The 19,491-nt window shown below is 43.9% G+C and carries 18 protein-coding genes, 1 tRNA gene and 3 pseudogenes; 8 read left to right on the top strand and 14 right to left on the bottom strand.

What is annotated here, in order from left to right:
- Positions 1-25: 25 nt before the first annotated feature.
- Both CHL1_RS00545 and CHL1_RS00540 read right to left on the bottom strand, forming a co-directional pair.
- Positions 26-745 (bottom strand): DnaJ domain-containing protein, encoded by a 720-nt coding sequence (locus CHL1_RS00545; protein WP_250934332.1) that lies wholly within the window; start codon positions 743-745, stop codon positions 26-28.
- A 246-nt stretch (positions 746-991) separates the two neighbouring features.
- Positions 992-1,579, bottom strand: coding sequence for a hypothetical protein (locus CHL1_RS00540; RefSeq protein WP_228877987.1), 588 nt, complete (start codon positions 1,577-1,579; stop codon positions 992-994).
- 270 nt (positions 1,580-1,849) lie between these two features.
- Here CHL1_RS00540 and CHL1_RS00535 point away from each other — a divergent pair, with 270 nt between their 5' ends.
- Positions 1,850-3,424 carry a hypothetical protein gene (locus CHL1_RS00535; protein WP_250934331.1) on the top strand — a complete coding sequence of 525 codons (1,575 nt, stop codon included), beginning with the start codon at positions 1,850-1,852 and terminating at the stop codon, positions 3,422-3,424.
- Positions 3,425-3,541: 117 nt separating this feature from the next.
- Here the strand turns inward: CHL1_RS00535 and CHL1_RS00530 are convergent, their stop codons facing one another.
- The 4 genes from CHL1_RS00530 to CHL1_RS00515 form a co-directional block, all read right to left on the bottom strand.
- Positions 3,542-4,453, bottom strand: coding sequence for a helix-turn-helix transcriptional regulator (locus tag CHL1_RS00530; protein WP_250934330.1), 912 nt, complete (start codon positions 4,451-4,453; stop codon positions 3,542-3,544).
- Between the two features lie 93 nt (positions 4,454-4,546).
- Positions 4,547-6,403 (bottom strand): ABC transporter ATP-binding protein, encoded by a 1,857-nt coding sequence (locus CHL1_RS00525; RefSeq protein WP_250934329.1) that lies wholly within the window; start codon positions 6,401-6,403, stop codon positions 4,547-4,549.
- A complete protein-coding gene (locus CHL1_RS00520) occupies positions 6,400-8,139 on the bottom strand; it encodes an ABC transporter ATP-binding protein (RefSeq protein WP_250934328.1) in 1,740 nt (579 codons plus the stop codon). The genes CHL1_RS00525 and CHL1_RS00520 overlap by 4 nt, the downstream gene beginning before the upstream one ends.
- A 111-nt stretch (positions 8,140-8,250) precedes the next feature.
- The gene (locus CHL1_RS00515; RefSeq protein ID WP_250934327.1) at positions 8,251-9,132 is read right to left on the bottom strand and encodes a helix-turn-helix transcriptional regulator; all 882 of its coding nucleotides are present in this window, start codon (positions 9,130-9,132) and stop codon (positions 8,251-8,253) included.
- A gap of 105 nt (positions 9,133-9,237) precedes the next feature.
- On the opposite strand from CHL1_RS00515, the gene CHL1_RS00510 reads away from it, so the two are divergent.
- A complete protein-coding gene (locus tag CHL1_RS00510) occupies positions 9,238-10,038 on the top strand; it encodes a 4Fe-4S binding protein (RefSeq protein ID WP_250934326.1) in 801 nt (266 codons plus the stop codon).
- A 129-nt stretch (positions 10,039-10,167) separates the two neighbouring features.
- On the opposite strand, the gene CHL1_RS00505 is transcribed toward CHL1_RS00510, so the two are convergent.
- Positions 10,168-10,488, bottom strand: coding sequence for an exonuclease/endonuclease/phosphatase family protein (locus tag CHL1_RS00505; protein WP_250934325.1), 321 nt, complete (start codon positions 10,486-10,488; stop codon positions 10,168-10,170).
- Positions 10,418-10,993, bottom strand: a complete 576-nt coding sequence (locus CHL1_RS00500) for an exodeoxyribonuclease III (protein ID WP_250934324.1) — start codon at positions 10,991-10,993, stop codon at positions 10,418-10,420. The genes CHL1_RS00505 and CHL1_RS00500 overlap by 71 nt, the downstream gene beginning before the upstream one ends.
- A gap of 230 nt (positions 10,994-11,223) precedes the next feature.
- Between CHL1_RS00500 and CHL1_RS00495 the strand changes: the two genes are divergently transcribed.
- Positions 11,224-12,204 (top strand): SPFH domain-containing protein, encoded by a 981-nt coding sequence (locus CHL1_RS00495; protein ID WP_228877997.1) that lies wholly within the window; start codon positions 11,224-11,226, stop codon positions 12,202-12,204.
- A 4-nt stretch (positions 12,205-12,208) separates the two neighbouring features.
- Positions 12,209-12,411, top strand: a pseudogene (locus CHL1_RS00490) (type II toxin-antitoxin system antitoxin).
- 186 nt (positions 12,412-12,597) lie between these two features.
- Here CHL1_RS00490 and CHL1_RS00485 read toward each other — a convergent pair.
- The 3 genes and pseudogenes from CHL1_RS00485 to CHL1_RS18395 all read right to left on the bottom strand — a co-directional run bounded on the left by CHL1_RS00485 (position 12,598) and on the right by CHL1_RS18395 (position 14,647).
- The gene (locus tag CHL1_RS00485; protein WP_250934323.1) at positions 12,598-13,461 is read right to left on the bottom strand and encodes a hypothetical protein; all 864 of its coding nucleotides are present in this window, start codon (positions 13,459-13,461) and stop codon (positions 12,598-12,600) included.
- A gap of 97 nt (positions 13,462-13,558) precedes the next feature.
- A complete protein-coding gene (locus tag CHL1_RS00480) occupies positions 13,559-13,927 on the bottom strand; it encodes an iron chaperone (protein WP_250934322.1) in 369 nt (122 codons plus the stop codon).
- 70 nt (positions 13,928-13,997) lie between these two features.
- Positions 13,998-14,647: pseudogene (locus CHL1_RS18395) on the bottom strand (SOS response-associated peptidase).
- A gap of 442 nt (positions 14,648-15,089) precedes the next feature.
- On the opposite strand from CHL1_RS18395, the gene CHL1_RS00465 reads away from it, so the two are divergent.
- Positions 15,090-15,515, top strand: coding sequence for a DUF3788 domain-containing protein (locus CHL1_RS00465; protein ID WP_250934319.1), 426 nt, complete (start codon positions 15,090-15,092; stop codon positions 15,513-15,515).
- 350 nt (positions 15,516-15,865) lie between these two features.
- On the opposite strand, the gene CHL1_RS00460 is transcribed toward CHL1_RS00465, so the two are convergent.
- Both CHL1_RS00460 and CHL1_RS00455 read right to left on the bottom strand, forming a co-directional pair.
- The gene (locus CHL1_RS00460; RefSeq protein ID WP_250934318.1) at positions 15,866-16,492 is read right to left on the bottom strand and encodes a hypothetical protein; all 627 of its coding nucleotides are present in this window, start codon (positions 16,490-16,492) and stop codon (positions 15,866-15,868) included.
- A gap of 95 nt (positions 16,493-16,587) precedes the next feature.
- Positions 16,588-17,394, bottom strand: coding sequence for a hypothetical protein (locus CHL1_RS00455; RefSeq protein ID WP_250934317.1), 807 nt, complete (start codon positions 17,392-17,394; stop codon positions 16,588-16,590).
- A gap of 662 nt (positions 17,395-18,056) precedes the next feature.
- Between CHL1_RS00455 and CHL1_RS18455 the strand changes: the two are divergent.
- The 3 genes and pseudogenes from CHL1_RS18455 to CHL1_RS00445 all read left to right on the top strand — a co-directional run.
- Positions 18,057-18,173 (top strand): annotated as a pseudogene (locus tag CHL1_RS18455) (helix-turn-helix domain-containing protein); the annotation flags it as partial.
- A 182-nt stretch (positions 18,174-18,355) separates the two neighbouring features.
- Entirely contained in the window at positions 18,356-18,718 is a 363-nt protein-coding gene (locus CHL1_RS00450; protein ID WP_250934316.1) for a type II toxin-antitoxin system RelE/ParE family toxin, read from the top strand.
- A complete protein-coding gene (locus CHL1_RS00445) occupies positions 18,711-19,070 on the top strand; it encodes a helix-turn-helix domain-containing protein (RefSeq protein ID WP_084633667.1) in 360 nt (119 codons plus the stop codon). Before CHL1_RS00450 ends, CHL1_RS00445 begins: the two co-directional genes overlap by 8 nt.
- A gap of 157 nt (positions 19,071-19,227) precedes the next feature.
- Here the strand turns inward: CHL1_RS00445 and CHL1_RS00440 are convergent.
- Positions 19,228-19,317: transfer RNA gene (locus CHL1_RS00440), tRNA-Ser, on the bottom strand.
- Positions 19,318-19,491 lie beyond the last annotated feature (174 nt).

The raw sequence follows: 19,491 nt of genomic DNA, 5'->3' as shown, positions 1-19,491 counted from the left end.
CTCCTTCATCCGTTAACCATCGATACTAAAATATTAATCCCAAAAACGACAGCAAAAACTGGATTGCATAAAAACCAATAAACAGCTTAACAATCGTACCCAGTGGGGAAAAACTGGAGGTGCGTCGACTGGTGCTGCCAAACCAGCTGCGTCGGCCACTCATTTGACTCAGCAGGTTTTGATACTCGGCATTATCCGGCTCCATCTCAACGGCCATGCGGGCATGTTCCCGGGCTACGTCCCGGTAACCCAGGCCATAGTTGGCAATGGCACTATAGAAATGCCACTTAGCGCTACGATCCGCGATATGATTGAGAATATTAAGCGCTTCTTCGTAGTTGTTCATATTAATCTGGTCAGCGGCGGCTTCAAAACTGAAGCTCCGCCGCTGGCTGTAAAAAGCTCCAAAAATCCATTCAAAGGGATCAAAGCCTTCAAAGGGGTCAGCCTGACCGGTTCGGCCATCGCTGCTGCTATATCGATAGGTATAGGTTCTGGTTTGTCCCGGATGACCTGATTGATAGGGACTGGCATTGCCATGAGCATTGCCATAAGCATAGTTGGCCTGACCGCTTTTGATCAGATCATAGGCCGCATTGACCTCGCTCATTTTTCGGGCGGCTTCCGGATTACCTGGATTCAAGTCGGGATGGTATTGCTTCGCCAGTTTTTTATATGCTTTTGAGACGTCCTCATCACTGGCATCGTGAGGAACCCCCAAAATGTGATAGGGATCCAAATTCATGGTTATTCCACCTTTATCTGCAAATTTATTTGAAAATTTAATCGTGGAACGATTGTACCCCTTAATGTTTAGGTTTTGTTTAAACAATTGAATAAAAGCATTTCAGATTTATGTAAATAGCCTGATAATTTTGTTTCTTGCGAGATTATTTAAAAAAATTCTTTTTTGTTCATGCCCTAAAAAAACACCGCCAACCGATGAAGATCTCATCTGCTCACGGCATTTAAAATACTAATTACCTATCATTCAGCGTTTTTGTGACAAAATTCCGATCGTCGATCGCCCCGGTAGCACAAAATAATTATCGCCCAGGGTCACGCCAATTTTGGCGGTTTCGCCAGCAAACATGTCAAACAGTCGTTTCTGTTCCACCGTTGACCATTCTTCCCCGTTTCCGGGAACGTAATCCTGCGCCGCTGACCAGCCAGCTTCAGCTTTAACCGCCTCGGCAACAAAGACCTTACCGGTATTGACCAGCAGATTCATGACCTCATCAATCATAAAAAGCTCCATGGAGTCTTTCAAAGTTTTGGCATAATCATCCAGCTCCGTACCGACCGTGACAATATAGGGAAAAACCGGCTCGCTCTGGTCGACATAGCCCCGGAGCAGTGTGCTTTCAAAAGGCACTCCGTTGATTTTAACCCATTCATCGGTTTTTTCGGTAACCTCAGCTTGAAAGTAAATCGCCTTGGGCCGGGCAATCTGTTCCACCACTTCGTAAATAGGCTCAAGAATATCCAACATTGCTTCATTGCCTCTTAAGTGCAGCTCTTTGTCCAGGGTTTCCATATCGTAATTAAAGGGAAATTTCTCAAAAATTCTAAACTCCATTTTTACATTCTCCAATCTTTTGACTTGTTTTAAATATACCCATTCTTCATTAAAATATTAAATAAGAGTAAACTTTTTATTGTAAATTATGTTTCTCTATCCAAACTCATTGTGACGACCCATTGCGATCCCTACCAAATGAAAATCTGTCAGCATATCTTTGCCGAATTTAAAAATATTTATTTTATGTAAATAAACTCTGTGATAAAATGATTTTACCAGCTTTTGCAAAACATTTGCAAAAGCAAAATAAACTAAAGGAGTCACCCAATGAAAAGAAAACTGCTGCCCTTATTACTTATCCTGGCTCTACTGTTAAGTGGCTGTGCAACAACCAAATCCAGCAACGGTAATCCCGATACCCTTTCTGATGCAACAGCTGCACTACAGACGGAAATGGACGAGATCCAGACGATGTTGGAAGAAATCGGAACTTCCGTCGGGAAAAGCCCGGCCGGTGATGAGAAAGCCTATTCACTGATGAACAAACAACTCAACAGTAAAACCTATTTCTTTGATATCCTGGTCTGTGATGCCGATTCCAATGTGACCCAGGTCGCTACGAAAATGGACAGCCCTTTTATTGGTCTCAATTTAAAAAGCATCAACCGCCATCCTGAACTATTTGTCGATACCCCGGCGATGGTTATCAAACCCCACACCTCCACTGATGACACCCCTTACCTCTATGCTTCAGTACCGATCAAAAACGGTGGTTGGGTAATCGCCTACATCGATCCTTATAGCTTTGGGGCCGAACTCAGTAAACTGACCATTGGACAGAATCTCGACCTCGGCGTCATCGACACCAACGGAACCAATGTCTACACCAGCAATATGACCGAAATTGGCAAAAATATTCTAACTGATCCCATTTACAGCAGTTTTGTTGAGCTTCAAACTCTGATCAAAAATAAAATGATCCCCAATGCCCAGGGCGAAGGAACCTATACCTATAATGCCGTCGGCACGAATGACCCCGTGCAAAAACAAGTAAAATGGGACACTGTTAGCGCCTTTGGCTCGGATTTGCGGATTTATGTCAATTCCGAACCTGGTACAGGTGAATCCACAACCAGCAAAGGTGACCTGCGCCAGTTTACTGACGAGGAATTATCCTGGTTGGATACCGCCAGCACCTTTATCTATAGTGAATTCACAACGCTCGAAAACCTCACCAAGGCAGCTGTGACTGCCTATCAACAATCCGGTGAAAATAGCGACGCTTTCTCCAGCGCCTTAGCCGCCATTGCCAAAGAAAGCCCAATTGCCAAAAATGTCGCCTTTGTCAATAATCAAAACCTCATTACCAACGCCTATCCCACTTATTTTAAGGGTATTTCCTTTGATCTTTATGATAAGAACATTCCAGCCATCAGCCAGCAAAAACAGCCTTTTATCACCGACCTGACCTTTGCCGATCATCAGTCTCCCTCGATGCAGCTGCTGGCCTTTGTAACCCCCGTTGAAAAGGATGGTCAGATTGCCGGATATATTGTGACCCAGGTACGCCTCTATGATTTTGCGGCCTATCTGACCAATCTGGAAAGTATCGGCAAAGATGTCAACTTCATGCTCACCAATAACGACGGAACGATTCTATACGATGGTGATCTCACTGAAATTGGCATGAACACGTTTGAAGATGACCTCTACGCTGAAGGCACCTTAAGTGACTATATTCACAATGAATATAAGCCCAATCGGGAAGGCCAGTCCCAATATGAATTCTATGGCGCCGGAATGACAGAAATCATTCCCAAGCGGGTTGTCTGGAAAACCATGACCTTTATGTGGAATGACTTTAAGCTCAGCATGAATTCGGAATGGAAACCGGTGGAATAACAAACCTGGCCATTCTTTTATACTTTACCCTGACACCTGCGCTAAAAAGCCGGTTCAAAGCAGACAGATTTTTCTTCCGCTTTGAACCGGCTTGTCTGGTGTTGGTTGTCGATCAGACTAGCTGTTGCTAATGGCTTTAACCGGATAGGCCTCAATGTAGCCGCGGTAGCCCATCGGTGCCAATTGGAATCGCGGTGCTGCTTCGGGTGCCCATTGGTAGCCGTAAACGGTTGGATCAAAGCGTTTAGCATGCTCCCAGATCGCACCGATTTCAGCCATAAAATCGATGTCGTCATAGGGTTCGCCCTGAAAAACCAGCATCGTGCAGGGCGGCAGCTCGATCAGCTCGTATCCTTCCGGAATGAAATTGGCATAATCCAGCGGTACCTCCACCCCCTGTACATATTGGGATGTCCCTTCCCGGATCAGATGGCTGGGCAACCACATCCCGATGGGTTCGTATAAAGCTTCCTTGACGCTGGTGAGCACCGACCAGATCTCACAACCAACTTCTTCACAATAGCCAAAATACTCGGTTGCTTTGACACCCCGCTTTAACAAAAGCTTCCGGGCTGGTCGCTCAATTACCTGAACAAATACCGTTTTGGTTTCCTTTTTTTCGCTCATTTTATTCTCTCCTTTATGCATCGACTGGTAGGTATCAAAAACTTTCTGAGGCATAAACAATTTGATTGGCGGCGTCTGACGACCATATTTGCTGGGGGCCATTCCAAACTCCCGGGAAAATGCCCGGGTAAAGCCTTCATGGGAGTCAAAGACAAAATCCATGGCTACATCGATGATTTTCACCTCCTCATCTCTCAAAAGAAGTGCTGCCTGCGTCAGACGCAGGGCCCTGATATAGTCAAAAGGCGGTTTTCCCGTAACCTCTTTGAACAGCCTGGCCGCATGCCAGGGCGAATATCCGGCTACATTGGCCAGTTCTTTCAAGGTGATCTTGCGGTGGAGATTCGTTTCGATATACTCCTGCATCCGCTGCACCGCCTGAATAACCTGTGCCTCTTCCATTTTTCTCACCTCCTGACTTGATTATAGACCAGAACTTCAAACCGTTCTTGACATGCCTTGCGAAACAACCATTTTCTAGCACCCGGGTAGCCACTACCCCACCAGATGATTAAACTGGCTGTTATACAAATCAGCATAGAATGTATCCGCAGCCAACAACTCCTGATGGGTTCCTTTTTCAACAATGGTACCGTTATTCATTACCAGAATCAGATCGGCGGACTTAATCGTGGACAGCCGATGGGCAATCACAAAACTGGTTTTGCCCTTCATGCTCTGAACCATCGCTTTCTGGACTTCCAGTTCGGTTTTGGTATCAACGCTGGATGTCGCTTCGTCAAGAATCATCAGGGCCGGATTGGCCAGCATCGCCCGGGCAATGGTTAATAACTGCATTTGACCCTGGGAAACCGTTCCTTCTTCATTGGAAATCACTGTATCATAGCCCTCTGACAAGGTTCGGATAAAATGGTCACAGCGGGCCGCCTTGGCGACCGCAATGATTTCTTCACGGCTAGCATCCATTTTGCCGTAAGCAAGGTTCTCTGCAATGGTACCCTTAAAAAGCCAGGTATCCTGAAGTACCATCCCCACCATCCTGCGCAGCCCACTTTTTGACAGTTTCTTGACATCAATGCCATCGACTGAGATGGTTCCGCCTTCCAGCTCATAAAAGCGCATCAACAGATTAACCAACGTGGTCTTACCGGCACCAGTGGGCCCGACAATGGCCACCATCTCATTGGGTCTGACGGTAAAGCTGACATCCTGCATCAACAATTGCCCGGGTTTATAACCAAAGCGGACATGTTCAAAGGCCACCGCCCCGTCTGGCGCTGTGATCGCTATGGGGTTGCTGGTTTCCGGCAGCTCTTCGGCTTCGTCCAGAAATTCAAAAACCCGCTCGGCTGAGGCCAGCGCCGCCTGCATTGAATTGATAAAATAAGATGCCTGGGTAATCGGATCGGCAATCTGGTTAACATACTGCAAAAAAGCCTGCACGGTTCCAATGGTCATACTGCCGTTAATGGCAAAGATCCCGCCAACAATGGCCGTCACCACAAAACTGAGTTGTGTCAGAAAACGGATCGCCGGATAGATGGCATAGATCACAAATTGTGATTTTTTGTTGGCCTGATACTGTCGTTCACTTAACTCCCGTTCGGTTTGCGTGACCATATCCTGCTGGTTAAAGCTTTTGATAATCAGATTGCCGGTATAATATTCTTCGATTTTTCCGTTAAGTTCCCCTAACACTTTCTGATTTTCAGCGAAAATTGCCAATGTTTTTTGGGAAATCGCTTTGGTGGCAAAAACGCTAAGCGACATCGTCGCAATGATGATCACCGCCATAATCGGGCTCAGTGCAAACATAATCACCACACTGAAAACCAGGTTGCAAAGGGCATTGGCAAACTGTAAGGCCCCTGTTTTTAAGATCTCAGCAATCTTATCGGGATCATTGGTGGTGCGGCTTAATATTTCGCCGGTTTCATTGGCATCGTAATAATGAAGCGGCAACCGGGTAATTTTTTCGCTTATTTTCTCCCGCATCGATAAGGCCAGCTTTTCTCCGACACTGGCCATGGTATACTCCTGAACAAAGGCCACCGCTGCCCCAATCAGATAGGCCAGCGCCAACAAGAGCAGCGGCAACCCGACAATTTTTGCCAGCTGTTCATAACTGCCACCCAGGCCATTTGCACGAATGGCCTGAATCAGCTGATCCAGGGCTTTGCCCATGATGATCGGGGTAACAGCAAAGAGTCCGCTGCTGACTACTGCCGCCAGCAAAATGATCAGCAAGGCCCATTTTTGTTGCAGCAACAACCCCATCAAGCGTTTTCCCGCCAGCTTGGTATTTTTCGGAATATCTTCCATTTCCGGTTTTACTTCGGGATTAAACGCCTGCTTCTTTTGCTGTTGTGGTTTTTTTCGCCGTTTCCTCATAAACTGCCGACCTCCTTTTCGCACAGCTGCGATGCCACAATTTCCTGATAGACCAGGCAAGTATTGATCAGTTCAGCATGCCGACCAATACCAGCCATCCGACCGGCCTCCAGCACGATAATCTGGTCAGCATCAATAATCGTGCTGACCCGCTGGGCGACGATCACCACCGCTGCCGAAGCCATCTCTTTTTTTAAGGCTTGTCTCAGCGCCGCATCGGTTTTAAAATCGAGTGCCGAAAAACTGTCGTCAAAAATATAAACCGGGGCTTTTTTTACCAGCGCCCGGGCAATGCATAACCGCTGCTTCTGGCCGCCGGAAAAATTGGTGCCACCCTGGGCCACCGATCGCTGGTAGCCTTCGGCAGTCTCCATAATAAAGTCATGGGCCTGGGCGGTTTGGGCCGCCTGTTCCAGTTCCTGCTGAGTGGCCTGACTGTTTCCCATCCGCAGATTATCGGCAATGGTGCCACTAAAAAGGAGCGCTTTTTGGGGTACATAACTGATGTTTTCCCGCAGCTCATGTTGAGAAATCTGGCGGATATCCACCCCTTCGAGTGTGATGGTGCCGCTGGCGACATCATAAAGACGCAGCATCAGACTGGCAATGGTACTTTTGCCCGAACCGGTGCCACCGATAATGGCCGTTGTTTTTCCCTGCTCACAGGCAAAACTGATTTCCTTAAGAACCGCCTCCTCGGCACCCCGATAGGAAAAACTAACCTGATCAAAAACAATTTTGAAGGGATCAGCCGGATTTCTTCTGGATTGCGGTACGGTCACATCGTTTATTTCCGGAATCGTATCCAATACCTCCTGGGTACGATCAAGGCAAGCCTTCATTTTAGGCAACATAACCATAACCATCGACGACATAATCAGAGCGATCAGCAAAAGAATGGTATATTCTGAGACGGCGGTAATGCCGCCAACCTGTATTTCGCCATTGAGCACCAGAAAGCTGCCAAACCATAACACCGCTACCAAACTGATTCCCACAACTGACCAGATCAGCGGACTGAATACCGCAAAGGTCTTATTCAGTTTAATCACGTTATTGGCGTAATTTAAAAAGGCCGCATTGGTTCGATTTCTCTCAAATTCGGAATTATCAAAGGCCCGGATGACCCGCACCCCGGTAATCGCTTCGCCCATGATCCGGTTAATGCTATCCAGTCGCATTTGGATGGTTTTGGAGATCGGACTGGCCTTGATAAAAATTACATAGATACCCAACATGAAAAAAACCATGGCCAAAATCGGAATCGCTACCAATTTGGGGCTCACGGCGATCGTCATAATAATCGCCGTCACCGCAATAATCGGTGCCGGCAAAACCATTTGGGCCAGCATAATCACCGTCTGTTGGATCACCGTGATATCGCCAGTTGCCCGGGTAATCATTGAAGCGGTACTGAAGTGATTAAAGTCACGGATTGATAAAATCTGGGTTTTGTCAAAAATCCGATCCCGCAGGTATTTTCCTGAAAGGGCGGCTAAATCGGCACTCATATAGCTGGCCCATAAGGAAATCAGGGCTGATAACCCAACCGCTGCCAGCATCTGCAAGCCCAATCGCACAATTGCCATCAGATCATTTTTGAGAATCCCATCATCAATCATTTTGGTCGCAAAATAGGGCACCGCCAGCATACTAAAGGACTGGATTACCGTGGCCAGTATGATTAAAAACAACAGCGCTTTTTTTGTTTTTAAAAATTTAATCAAATATGTCATCTTTCTGCCCTCCGAAGTTGTTGTGAATCGTTATGTCGGTGTATTCTTGCTTTTTACGAGATTCGACAATTGTTAGACCTGGTTTCTTAGGTTTTAATCACGAACAGAGAATCAGCCTTGCTTTTTTTCACCTTTCGTATAGCAGGCATCACTTTTTTCCCTGGCTAGTTTCAACAGATAGGCCATTTTGTCATCGGTATCGGTGCCAGGTTCGGGAATATGCACGGCCATTTTGAGGTTGGAATGATCCGCTACATCAAAATTGCTAATTTCAAAATCCAGGCGGCCAACAATGGGATGTATCAATTGTTTATAGAGTTCGCCATTATTTTTTATCTCATGGAGTGGCCACCAGCAATTGAAATCGGTACTTGCGGCTTTGAGGTCCTCAACAAACTGTTTAAACCAGGGATCATCAACAAATTTTCCGCAGCTTGCTCGGAAGCGTCCCACCATCCCTTTGGCATGGTGTTCCCAGTCGACAAACATGGTTTTATATTTTGCATCGGTAAACATGGCCCAGACGATGTTTCGCTCAAGCTCATTCATCTCATCGAAATCACCAAAGATTGTGCCAGCCGCATCGTTCCAACCGATGACATTCCATCGCTGGTCGGTGATCAACGACGGACAATGGCAAAGACTATCCAGAACATGTTGCAATGCCGGACTGATCAGATGCTGACGTTTGGAACTTTCCGACGGAAGAGGCTGGTTGGATAGGCGGTAAAGATAAGTTCGCTCTTCCTCATTAAGCTGCAATACCCGGGTCAGGCTCTCCACCACCGAAGTCGACACCTGAATGGGTCGCCCCTGCTCAAGCCAGGTATACCAGGTTAAACTGATCCCCGCCATTTGCGCCACTTCTTCTCTTCTTAGTCCCGGTGTCCTGCCCCGTGCAAGCGCTTCAAGCTCAAGTCCCACTGGTGTCATGCTTTGTCTGCGCTTTTTTAGAAAATCACCCAGTTCTCTGTTTCGCTGTTCACCATCCATTTCCCTGCTCCTTCCTGTTAGTATTGATACTAGTATAATTACTCTTCTGGTAACATGATCGCATTTATTGTATTCTGATTAAAAAGTTATTATTGGAGGCAAATCATGAACTACCAAACCCTTAAACTGGTCAGTTTTTCACCGACCGGTACCACCGAAAAAATTCTGAATGCCATTGCCCAAGGTTTTAATCCCGGCGATTTGATCACGATCGATATCACCCGACCGAAACAACGGAGCCAACCCCTTCTACTCGCCACTGATGACATCCTGCTCATCGGCGTCCCCGTTTACATGGGGCGTGTCCCGGAAGTGATTGGCCCCTGGTTAAAAACGCTTCATGCCACAAACACGCCGACGATTTGTGTGGTAGTCTATGGCAATCGCGTCTATGATGATGCCTTGCTGGAACTGCGGGACATCATCATCGGCAATGGTTGTCTGCCCATTGCCGCCGGAGCTTTTATTGGCGAACACTCTTTTTCAAGTTCCGAAACACCCATTGCCGCCGACCGACCCAATCCAAGTGATCTGGCGCTGGCCGAAAGCTTTGGTCGAAAAATTAAGGATAAGCTGCTTACACACCCAAACCCTGACCGCAATTGCCTGATCTCGCCCCCGGGCCAGATACCCTATCGTGGCGAAACGACCCTTTGGGATGTTGATTTTATCGCTGTCAGCCCTGCCTGTAACAACTGTCAACGCTGCTCAAGCATCTGTCCCACCGCTGTCATTAATCCCCAGGATAGCCGTCAGATTGATCATAAAAAATGCATCACCTGCTGCGCCTGTATTAAAAAATGTCCCACCCAAGCCCGATCAATTAAGCCGGGGCCGGTTCATGACGCTGCTAACCGGCTTCACACTAATTTCAAAGCTCCCAAGCAACCAGAACTTTTTTATTAGCAGCAGCATCGCTTTCACCCTTGTTCGTATCGACTGGTGTCCGCTGACAACCGTTGCCCTTTCTGACAAATGCCCAAATGACCTATTTGTCGCCTAAGCCGCTACCGTAAAACCCTGAATCACTAAAAACTAGTCCAGTTCAAACAGTAATGGTGTGTGATCCTGTCGTGGCCCTGAATCAATCATTTCCGATTTGACAATGCGGTTAGCAATCCGATCACTGACCAACCAGTAATCAATCCGCCAGCCCGAATTGTTGACTTTGCTGGTCTTAACCCGTTGCGCCCACCAGGAATAAACGCCGGTCACATCGCCATGCAAAAAACGAAAGCTATCGGTAAAACCTCTGGCCAGGAGCTGGCTGAAACCCTGCCGTTCCTCATCGGTAAAGCCAGCGGAGGCGACGGTTATTTTCCGGATGGGCCAAATCGATTTCCTGATGGGCGACATTAAAATCACCGGTCGCAATGACCGGTTTTTTCTGATCCAGAGCAGCCAAATAATCGGCGTACTTCTGGTCCCAGATTTGACGATCAGCCAGACGATTCAAGCCATCTCCAGCGTTTGGGGTATAAACCTGGGTCAGATAAAAATCATCAAATTCCAGGGTGATGATCCGACCCTCTGCATCCATGGTACCTGGTGCGCCAATGACTGGCCTTGTAACAGCTGGGGTCAGATCTTTCTGGTATAAAAACATGGTTCCGGCATAGCCCTTACGGGCTGGTTGGACGGAACTGCTCCAGACGATTTCATAATCTGAGAACCGGTCACTCAGAATTTCAAAGTGTTTTTTCGTTGGCCCCTTATCCGACAGTTTTGTTTCCTGAATGGCAATCACCTGGGGCTGATGTGTGGCGATCCTTTCCAATACCTGCTGCGATAATTGCGCCCGGGGTGACTCTCCGGTTAATGCCGCATTTAATGAATCAATATTCCATGATATAAACTTCACGCTTTTTCTCCTCGTATCCTAGCTTAAAAAATTCTTTCATTGCCGAAATTGCTTGTTTTTTCTTTATAATTTATGTCTCATCATCTCATAATATCGCTGTCGAAACAATAATTTTTCTTAATCGCTATGCCAATTTCTTTTCTCAGGGCGTCATTTTTCTCAAAAAAAGATTGCTTAATAAATATCGTTATGATATTATTTTGATATCATATTGAAAGAAGGTATTTATTATGGACGAGAAAATTCTCCATGGCAAAAAGCATGGTATGCTGGTATTCCTGATCTCGCTGCTCATTTATGCCGCAGCCCTTGTCGGTCTTATCGCCACAATTGCCACTGACGGTAGTGGCATTGTGATTGTTATTTGTCTTATTTTGCTTTGCACCACCTGGCTGCTCTGGCCGGGGCTGAAAGTACTTAAACCTCAGGAAGCTCTGGTGCTGACCCTTTTTGGTCATTATGTCGGTACCATCCGGGAACCGGGATTTTATTTTGTCAATCCATTCTGTAGCGCCGTTAATCCGGCAGCCAAAACCCGTTTAATCCAAAGCGGTGATGTGAAGGGGGATAAAGATGCGGCAGCGGCCGAACCCGCCTCACGTAAAATTTCCTTAAAGATTATGACCCTTAATAATAGTCGCCAGAAAATCAATGATTGTCTTGGTAACCCCATCGATATCGGCATTGCCGTTACCTGGCGCATTACCGACACCGCCAAGGCTGTCTTTAATGTTGACAATTACAAAGAATACTTATCCCTGCAGTGCGACAGCGCCCTGCGAAACATTGTGCGACTTTATCCCTACGATGTGACCACCAATGTCGATACCACCGGCGACGGGATTGCCGACGAGGGCAGCCTGCGCGGTTCCAGTGAAACCGTGGCTAAACGAATCAAAGAAGAAATTCAGAGTCGGGTCGATGAAGCCGGGATTGAAGTGGTGGATGCCCGCATCACCTTCCTAGCCTATGCCCCCGAAATTGCCGCCGTCATGCTGCAAAGACAACAGGCCTCAGCCATTATTGATGCCCGTAAAATGATTGTTGATGGTGCTGTCGGAATGGTGGAAATGGCTTTGGCCCGTCTGAATGAAAATGAAGTGGTGGTGCTTGATGAAGAACGGAAAGCCGCCATGGTGTCAAACCTCTTAGTCGTTTTATGCGGTAATCATGATGCCCAGCCAATTATAAATTCAGGGAGTCTTTATTAGGATCATGGCCGATAACAAAAAAAAACAGATCCCCCTCCGGCTTTCCCCAAAACTTTATGATGCCATCATGCCGCCTGGGCCGAGGATGATTTTCGATCCGTTAATGGCCAAATCGAATACCTCTTATCCGAATGCGTACGGCAACGGAAAAAAAACGGGAAATATGTCTCGGATGAAATAGACATCCCGCCCGAATTGGATATTTAAAAAAGGAACATGTTTCCTTTTTTAAACCTGGCCGAGACGATCAGTTTCGCCAATAATCCGCTCTGGGTTGATTTACAACGCTTTAGTGAAACCACCTATCATATCCAGCCAGTCATGAATTACAGCCACTGATCGTTTTATCTTTCTTTTCCCCATTGTTTCGGTAATTCCATTCGGTGGCTCGGATTATTTTACAATCCTCAAAAATGCGTCTTCATATGGCGCCCGCTTTTCTGATTGCAAGGCATTATCAAGCCGTAAAAGTACATTTCCAATCTGATAGGTGGATCCTGCCGCATCAGAAAAGACCGTCAAATAATCATAGCGCTGTTTCGCTACCGCATAGTCTTTATAAACTTCCACCGATCCGCCGATGGGCTCAATCTGATTTTCCGCCTGCTCAATGGAGGTATCTTCAAAGCGGGCGGCCTGGGCCAATTGGAGATTGGGCTGTTTTAATAAACCCGTTGCATAGTCAGGATCGGTATAAACCACAACTTGCCCAATCGGTTGTCCCGCTGCTTTTAGCTGCTCGATGATTTCCGTCGGTGACAAGGTGCAAAACAGTTGAGCATCCTGTTTTTCTTTTGCTTTCTGTTTTTTAGCCGCTGCGATTAATGCTTCAAAACTAAACTGATCCGTCTTTTTATAACAGCTATCATACGTGGTTTTTCCTTCTCCGGAATCCGAAAAGAAATATAAGGTTTCATCCGCTACTTTAAACCGGATATTCCGCTCTGGTGTGTCAACTTCATCTAAAAATAACTCCAGATAGTTTTTGTTAATACCACTGATCTGCCACTGACCTTCCGAAATCGTCAGTTTTCCATCATAACCGTTATAAAAAGTGACAGACCCATTTTCGCCAAAGACATAACCCGTCATTGCAGTATCGTTTAACTCCCCCTCACTGGGCACTAATTCCCAATTTCCAATAAGCACTGCTTTCTTTTCGGCACAACCCGAAAGTACCAACAGCGAGCTGATCAGAAACAGAAGTATCAATAGCCCTTTAATTCCTGTTCGTGTCTGTATCTTTTTTTCTGACATTTATTTCCTCCGATTGAAAAAGATCCCCGTTTTTATACTTTTCTTCATACTATCCTTAAACACCTTTGATAATTTTTCCAGATAGACCAAATTCAAATCATTTTTCTCTAAGCGCCTGATTCTCTGCCACTCTGAATCTAACGATTTTTTCGATCAGATCAAAGGGAATTGGCTGATTAAGGGGAAATTGAACCGAGCCTTTGGCACTTTTATATTTTGACAATTCTTTCTTGAATTTTTCGATACCCGATGGGGCGGGATAAAACCCGATATGATTTTTATACGCCGCAAAATGAACCAGATTGCCGTTCAGATAAAAAGTCGGCATCTGATAACTGATTTTTTCTTCCGCTTCGGGGGCCGCTTCTTTAATAACCTGGCGGATCTCCCGAAGGATTTGCTGAACTTCTGCCGGGAATTGACCAATATAGGACTCAATAGAGTTGACCTCAACAATTTTAGTCATGGTTGTTCACTTCCTTTCATGCGCATTTATAACAGCTATGCCGTTTTCAGTTTCTTTTCCGGATCACTCGTCACTGCCCATCATAATCACTCATTTGCGGTGCATCATTGGCTAACAGATCGATGAAGCTACATTGCTTTTCACCCTGAATCAACTCTTTTTTGAGAACTACCTGATTTTCGCTGATGATTTTCATCGCTGTTTCCGGGGAATCCAGAAACTCCCTGCCCTGATCGACGGAGATCACTACTGGCATCCGGTTGTGAACTTCCGCCACCAGTTTGATTGGTGCTTTTGTCATAATCAGAAACTCATCAATGCCCTCTGCCTGGCGATGAAAAAAGCCCCCGAGATAGAAAAGCTCATCACCACTGGTAAAACGAAACTGCTCTTTTTTTCATTCCATTCGTAAAAACCCACTGCTGGAATCAGGCAGCGCTGCTTAATAAAATCATCCCGGAAAGCCACTTTTTCCAGCACCGTTTCGGAGCGGGCATTAATCAGCAGGGTCTTTTTTTGATAATGTCGATTATACCCCCACTTCAGAAGCCGAAGTGCGGTGCCCTGCTTATCCGGACCGGACACATAAACCGGGGCCAGATCGGTTGGATAAATATCCCCTTTCTTTATCGCCCCATGGTGTTTTTTATTGACTTCCTCAACAATCGCCTTGATCGCGCTTTCCTCTTTCTCAGAGTATAGAATATATCGACCACACATTTTTTACCCCCCCTTCTCAATTCTCTTTGCCCTTTGACAAAAGTCACGGTATTACCGCATCCCCGGTGGGGATGGCGGCGGTAGCAAGTCGCACCCTTTTTTAGACCTGCACCGGTATCATTTGTCTATTCGATTTGATATCGCTGTTAATATTATACGCCTGTCGCCCTCAAAAATCGATGAGATTTTCATCTTTTCGCCTCGCTGATTCTTTATATTCCTTTTTGTTGCCATATAATCCCGACTATCTCAACCTCCAACCCCGAAATAAAGCGCACCTCCGCCTCTAAACGATTTATTTTTTGTCAAATTGACTTGACCGGTCTGGCTGATGGTGATAGATTTAATGATGAGATTACCGGTAATTGGGAGCGTACTCCGGGCCTGTAACTGCCCGGCGGTTATCCTTTCTACAATTACCTGAAAATATTGGAGGTTCCCCATGGAATGGAGTCAATCTTTTGAACAGGATCATGAACCAACCCTGACCGAGATGATCAATTTTGTCAATAATCCGCTCTGGGTTGATTTGCAAAGCTTTATTGAAACCACCTATCATATCCAACCGGTCATGAATTACAGCCGTTGCTCCGCCCAGCGCGGCTGGAATCTGAAGTACCGCAAAAGCAGCAAATCACTTTGTGTCCTTTACCCCATGGATGGCTATTTTATTGCCCTGGTCGTAATTGGAAACAAAGAACTTAACGAAACGGAAGCCTACCTTCCTCAAGCCAGCCCAGAAATTCAGGTCCTGTTTAAAAAAACCCCCTTTGCTGCCGGAGGCCGCTGGCTGATGATCCCCGTTACCTCAGAACAGATTCTTGAAGATGTAAAAAACCTGATTCAGATCCGAGTTCGACCGAAATAGTGATGGTCGGGATGTACGGCTCTGCTTCTTTCCTGATCGGAGGTTTTAATCGCTAAAGGGTAACCTTAGGGGTCAACCCTGCAAAGAGTATAAAAAAACAGCCATAAACGGCTGCAATACGGCATTTCAAATGGCGGAGAGAGGGATTCGAATTATTGTATAAGTGAAAAATCGCATAAACCGCAAACAAAACAAGTCAATAAAACCCCATAACAAAGCCATTTACAAGCAATCTCAAAAAAATGTTAAGCCCTTCTAAAATATTCTAGTTGGGGTAGTCGGGGCAGAAAATACGGTTTGCTTTTGTTCAACTCATGCACGCCAGCAAATTATATAAAAGATACTTAATTTTATCTATCATTTTTTTTAATAAGAAAATAAGAAATTAATGAAATAAGTATCATTCCCCATCCGTTAACATTTTTTTCATCTTTCTCAGTACCAGCTTTTACCTTTTGGTTTGCAATTTTCATTTTTTCTTCAATCAATTTTCCTACATATTCTAATTCCTTCTCATATATTGCTACTCTAATTCCATATTGTCTACATTTACCTATATGAGTAAAACATAAATATAATGAAAACAGTAGTATACATATTATAATAATCAAATAAAGCTTATTAGATTCAACATTTTGTGAAATTGATTCTGCATACGCTTTTAAAGCTTCATGATATAATGTTAACATTTCTTCATTACCTTCGCTCATTATTTCAGTGAGTGAAACTAATTTTTCTGAAACGGTCATTAAATTTCCAACACTAGTTATAATTATACTTATTGCAGCAACCATTATTGCAACTATAGCAAAAAAAAATTCACGATTGTATTTTTTCTCAGTTTCTATTTCGATTTTTAAATACATCTTTTCTTTTTCTAATTCAACCGTATTCAAATTATCATAGTATTTTAAATCTTGACATACTTTAGAATAATCGAATTTTTTATTTATACGTTTTTTTATCTTCTCATCCATACATATTTCTCACTTTGTCTTTACTTATGGGTTGTTTTAACATTTATTTTTCTATTTCTTTAATTTTTTAGAGCCAAAATAGAGCCACAAGAATTCTATTTCCCATCTTTCGCTTTATTCCATTCATTTTTGAAATAGTTTCTGGCAAATTTAGTTAATTCTTTCAACTCCTCACGCAGTGCCATTGTATCAGTTTCTTGTACTAAAGCCTCCGCCATTTTTTCAGTTTTAGCATACACATTTTCTATTAATTCTATAAATTTTTCGTTGTTATATTCTTCTTTTTTATCATCCGGTCCTAAGCTCATTATAAGAATATTTTTCAAATTTTGAAATTTAACTGGATGCTCGCAGTATTTTAAAAAGCTTTCTGTTGTCTTGTATTTTTCATCTCTCTTCACGTCGGCTAGCCAAACAGCAAAATAAGATTGCATATTAGAAGCTAATGACATATAGTCACTCAAATAGTCCCTTTCTTTCTGTATCCAGTCTATTCTAGCTTTTGATACCACGTCAGCTTGAATATTATTCGCAGCAATTTCTCTTTGCTGTTTCAATGAATCAGCGTTATGTTTTTTTGTAATTTCAAAATTCTTGTCTGCGATCATTCTCTGTTGTTCTAGGGTGCTATTGTTATTAGTTTCTGTTAACTGTATATTTTTTTCCGCAAGCTCCTTTTGCTGTTGTAGTAATCTCTCATTATCTTTCCTTGCTTGCTCCATATTTTCATCTGCAAGTTCTCTCTGCTGTTTTAAAGCCTTTTTGTTACTACGATACGCCATCCACGCGCCACCAAATGAAGCCACTGCAGCAACCATCGCAGCAATTAAAGTAATAATATTTGTAGCACTAACCCCTCCACCTGTTGTATCCAATAATATAACATATTTTATTACGTCCATTTTAAAACCTCTCACACAGTTTTTTAATAATTATACTCCCGCATGAGAAAAATTACAATAAGTACACCTAAAAACACTTTTTTTTCACTTACCTCATACACTCAACATCCTTTGCACTGGATATAATACCTCCAAATTAGCAAGCCCTGACCGCAATTCCAAATGCCTGCCATGCGATCCTGACAAACTCGCTAATGTCCAATCCTAAACAATAACAGTCTAAAAAATATCCGCTGTTGTTACTTTTCAGACTGATGGTTACTTCTGATGGGTCATAATGTTTCATATGATTAATTGCTGTTTGCCGTTTCCCCTGGATGACACCTTTAACAACAAGGGTTTTACTTTAGCAGCTTCCAGATTCTTTTGTTGTTAAGCCAGTGGTGGCCAGTCTATTGGCGGTTCTTGCGATTTCTGATAGCTTATACATAGTGAGGGGGGCTCCTTTCTATTAAAGTTCATTTTAAACATTAAGCGATCGCCTTATTTTTTTAGACTTCTGTAGTTTAATGTAAAAACCAAAGATGTGCCCATAATGATAACTTATAAAAAAATGTTTCACTTACTGGTAGATAGGGAAATAAAAGACGCAGACCTTAGAAAAAAGCTGAAATATCACCCCCTACAATGACCAAACTCAGAAATGATAAGATTTTCAAGCTGACATCATTGATAAGCTCTGTAAGGCCCTGCGATGCCAGCCGGGCGTCATCATTGAATACCTGGAAGAGGAACCAGAGCCGCAAAAGATTGGCCGAAAATTGGGCACATCTTTATAGGCCTATCAGGAGAGGACGCCCTCTTTTTTTATTTTCTGGTTCGTGGCATTAATGGCGTAAATTAATTTATAAACCGTGATGTAAATAGTTTAAACCCATAAAATTAATTAAAACAGACCGTGCTTAGCAATTGACAAACAATAACTCGCGAGTTATTATAATATAAACAGGGGGTGTGAGGTTTGCACAAAATACTTTTTTATAAAGACCCAAAAGGCAATGAGCCAGTATTGGATTTCATCAGAGAATTAAGCAAAAAAAACGATAAGGACAGCCGTGTTAATCTCAATAAGATCAATGATTACATCCAAATGCTCAGTAAATACGGTACAAAGATCGGTGAGCCATACATCAAACATTTAGAGAGCGAAATCTGGGAGATCAGGCCCTTAAGAAATAGAATCTTCTTCGTCGCCTGGGTAGATGGTAGTTATGTATTGCTACACCAATTTATAAAGAAATCACAAAAGACCCCTAAACGAGAAATCGAACAAGCCAAACGAGAATTGGCATTCTTAAAAGAAAGTGGTGAAAATAATGAATAATAAAGCAATTGGTAGTAGCTGGACCGATGTCAGAAAAGAAATTTTTACACCTGAAGAAATTCTGGAATCAGATTTAAGGGTTGCTCTCATGGGTGAAATCATTAAAGCACGCCATGATAAAGGGATTAGCCAGAAAAAGCTTGAAGAATTAAGTGGTGTCAGACAGCCAGTGATTGCCAGAATGGAAAGAGGTTCTACCGATCCCAAATTAACAACAGTCCTGAAAATTTTGGAACCGTTAGGAATGACTTTGACGATTGTGCCCATAAAGGAAAAACGCATGCGTCTTAAACCGCCGTTTGAACTCAATCTTTCTAAAAATGGCGGTAAACATCCTATAAAAAGAGGCTAGCCAATGAGCCTAAAGTTTTGAAAGAATGGACGCATTAATCAAGAGTCTTTAGGGGTCAAAAAATCTCTTTGGGGTAACCTTAGGGGTCAACCCTGCAAAGAGTATAAAAAAACAGCCACAAACGGCTGTATTATTCGATTTCTTTATTAATTTCAAATGGCGGAGAGAGAGGGATTCGAACCCTCGGTACGCTTTCACGTACACACGCTTTCCAGGCGTGCTCCTTCGACCACTCAGACATCTCTCCTCAGGTAGAACAAAAAAATTATTCAATTTTTTCATGCTTGTTGATTATACGGTAATTGACCCTAAAAGTCAATCTTTTCTTTGTAAAACCCCTTTTTTTCTAAACCAACCGCTTCATTGCGCCAATTATTTTATAAACGGCGGTTACCTACTGGCACCCGTCGCTTTTAACTTA

The organism is Acetobacterium wieringae (assembly GCF_023700225.1).
GTDB lineage: Bacteria > Bacillota > Clostridia > Eubacteriales > Eubacteriaceae > Acetobacterium > Acetobacterium wieringae.
Note: the sequence above shows the minus strand (reverse complement) of the source record. Positions and strands in the feature narration are given on the sequence as shown.

Bases quoted from the DNA above. Each gene is read 5' to 3' on its own strand.
- CHL1_RS00485 (WP_250934323.1), bottom strand. From the start codon at position 13,461: ATGTCAGAAAAAAAGATACAGACACGAACAGGAATTAAAGGGCTATTG.
- CHL1_RS00455 (WP_250934317.1), bottom strand. From the start codon at position 17,394: ATGGACGTAATAAAATATGTTATATTATTGGATACAACAGGTGGAGGG.
- CHL1_RS00505 (WP_250934325.1), bottom strand. From the start codon at position 10,488: ATGTCGCCCATCAGGAAATCGATTTGGCCCATCCGGAAAATAACCGTC.
- CHL1_RS00480 (WP_250934322.1), bottom strand. From the start codon at position 13,927: ATGACTAAAATTGTTGAGGTCAACTCTATTGAGTCCTATATTGGTCAA.
- CHL1_RS00515 (WP_250934327.1), bottom strand. From the start codon at position 9,132: ATGGATGGTGAACAGCGAAACAGAGAACTGGGTGATTTTCTAAAAAAG.
- CHL1_RS00525 (WP_250934329.1), bottom strand. From the start codon at position 6,403: ATGAGGAAACGGCGAAAAAAACCACAACAGCAAAAGAAGCAGGCGTTT.
- CHL1_RS00540 (WP_228877987.1), bottom strand. From the start codon at position 1,579: ATGGAGTTTAGAATTTTTGAGAAATTTCCCTTTAATTACGATATGGAA.
- CHL1_RS00465 (WP_250934319.1), top strand. From the start codon at position 15,090: ATGGAATGGAGTCAATCTTTTGAACAGGATCATGAACCAACCCTGACC.
- CHL1_RS00460 (WP_250934318.1), bottom strand. From the start codon at position 16,492: ATGGATGAGAAGATAAAAAAACGTATAAATAAAAAATTCGATTATTCT.
- CHL1_RS00445 (WP_084633667.1), top strand. From the start codon at position 18,711: ATGAATAATAAAGCAATTGGTAGTAGCTGGACCGATGTCAGAAAAGAA.
- CHL1_RS00520 (WP_250934328.1), bottom strand. From the start codon at position 8,139: ATGACATATTTGATTAAATTTTTAAAAACAAAAAAAGCGCTGTTGTTT.
- CHL1_RS00535 (WP_250934331.1), top strand. From the start codon at position 1,850: ATGAAAAGAAAACTGCTGCCCTTATTACTTATCCTGGCTCTACTGTTA.
- CHL1_RS00510 (WP_250934326.1), top strand. From the start codon at position 9,238: ATGAACTACCAAACCCTTAAACTGGTCAGTTTTTCACCGACCGGTACC.
- CHL1_RS00495 (WP_228877997.1), top strand. From the start codon at position 11,224: ATGGACGAGAAAATTCTCCATGGCAAAAAGCATGGTATGCTGGTATTC.
- CHL1_RS00545 (WP_250934332.1), bottom strand. From the start codon at position 745: ATGAATTTGGATCCCTATCACATTTTGGGGGTTCCTCACGATGCCAGT.
- CHL1_RS00530 (WP_250934330.1), bottom strand. From the start codon at position 4,453: ATGGAAGAGGCACAGGTTATTCAGGCGGTGCAGCGGATGCAGGAGTAT.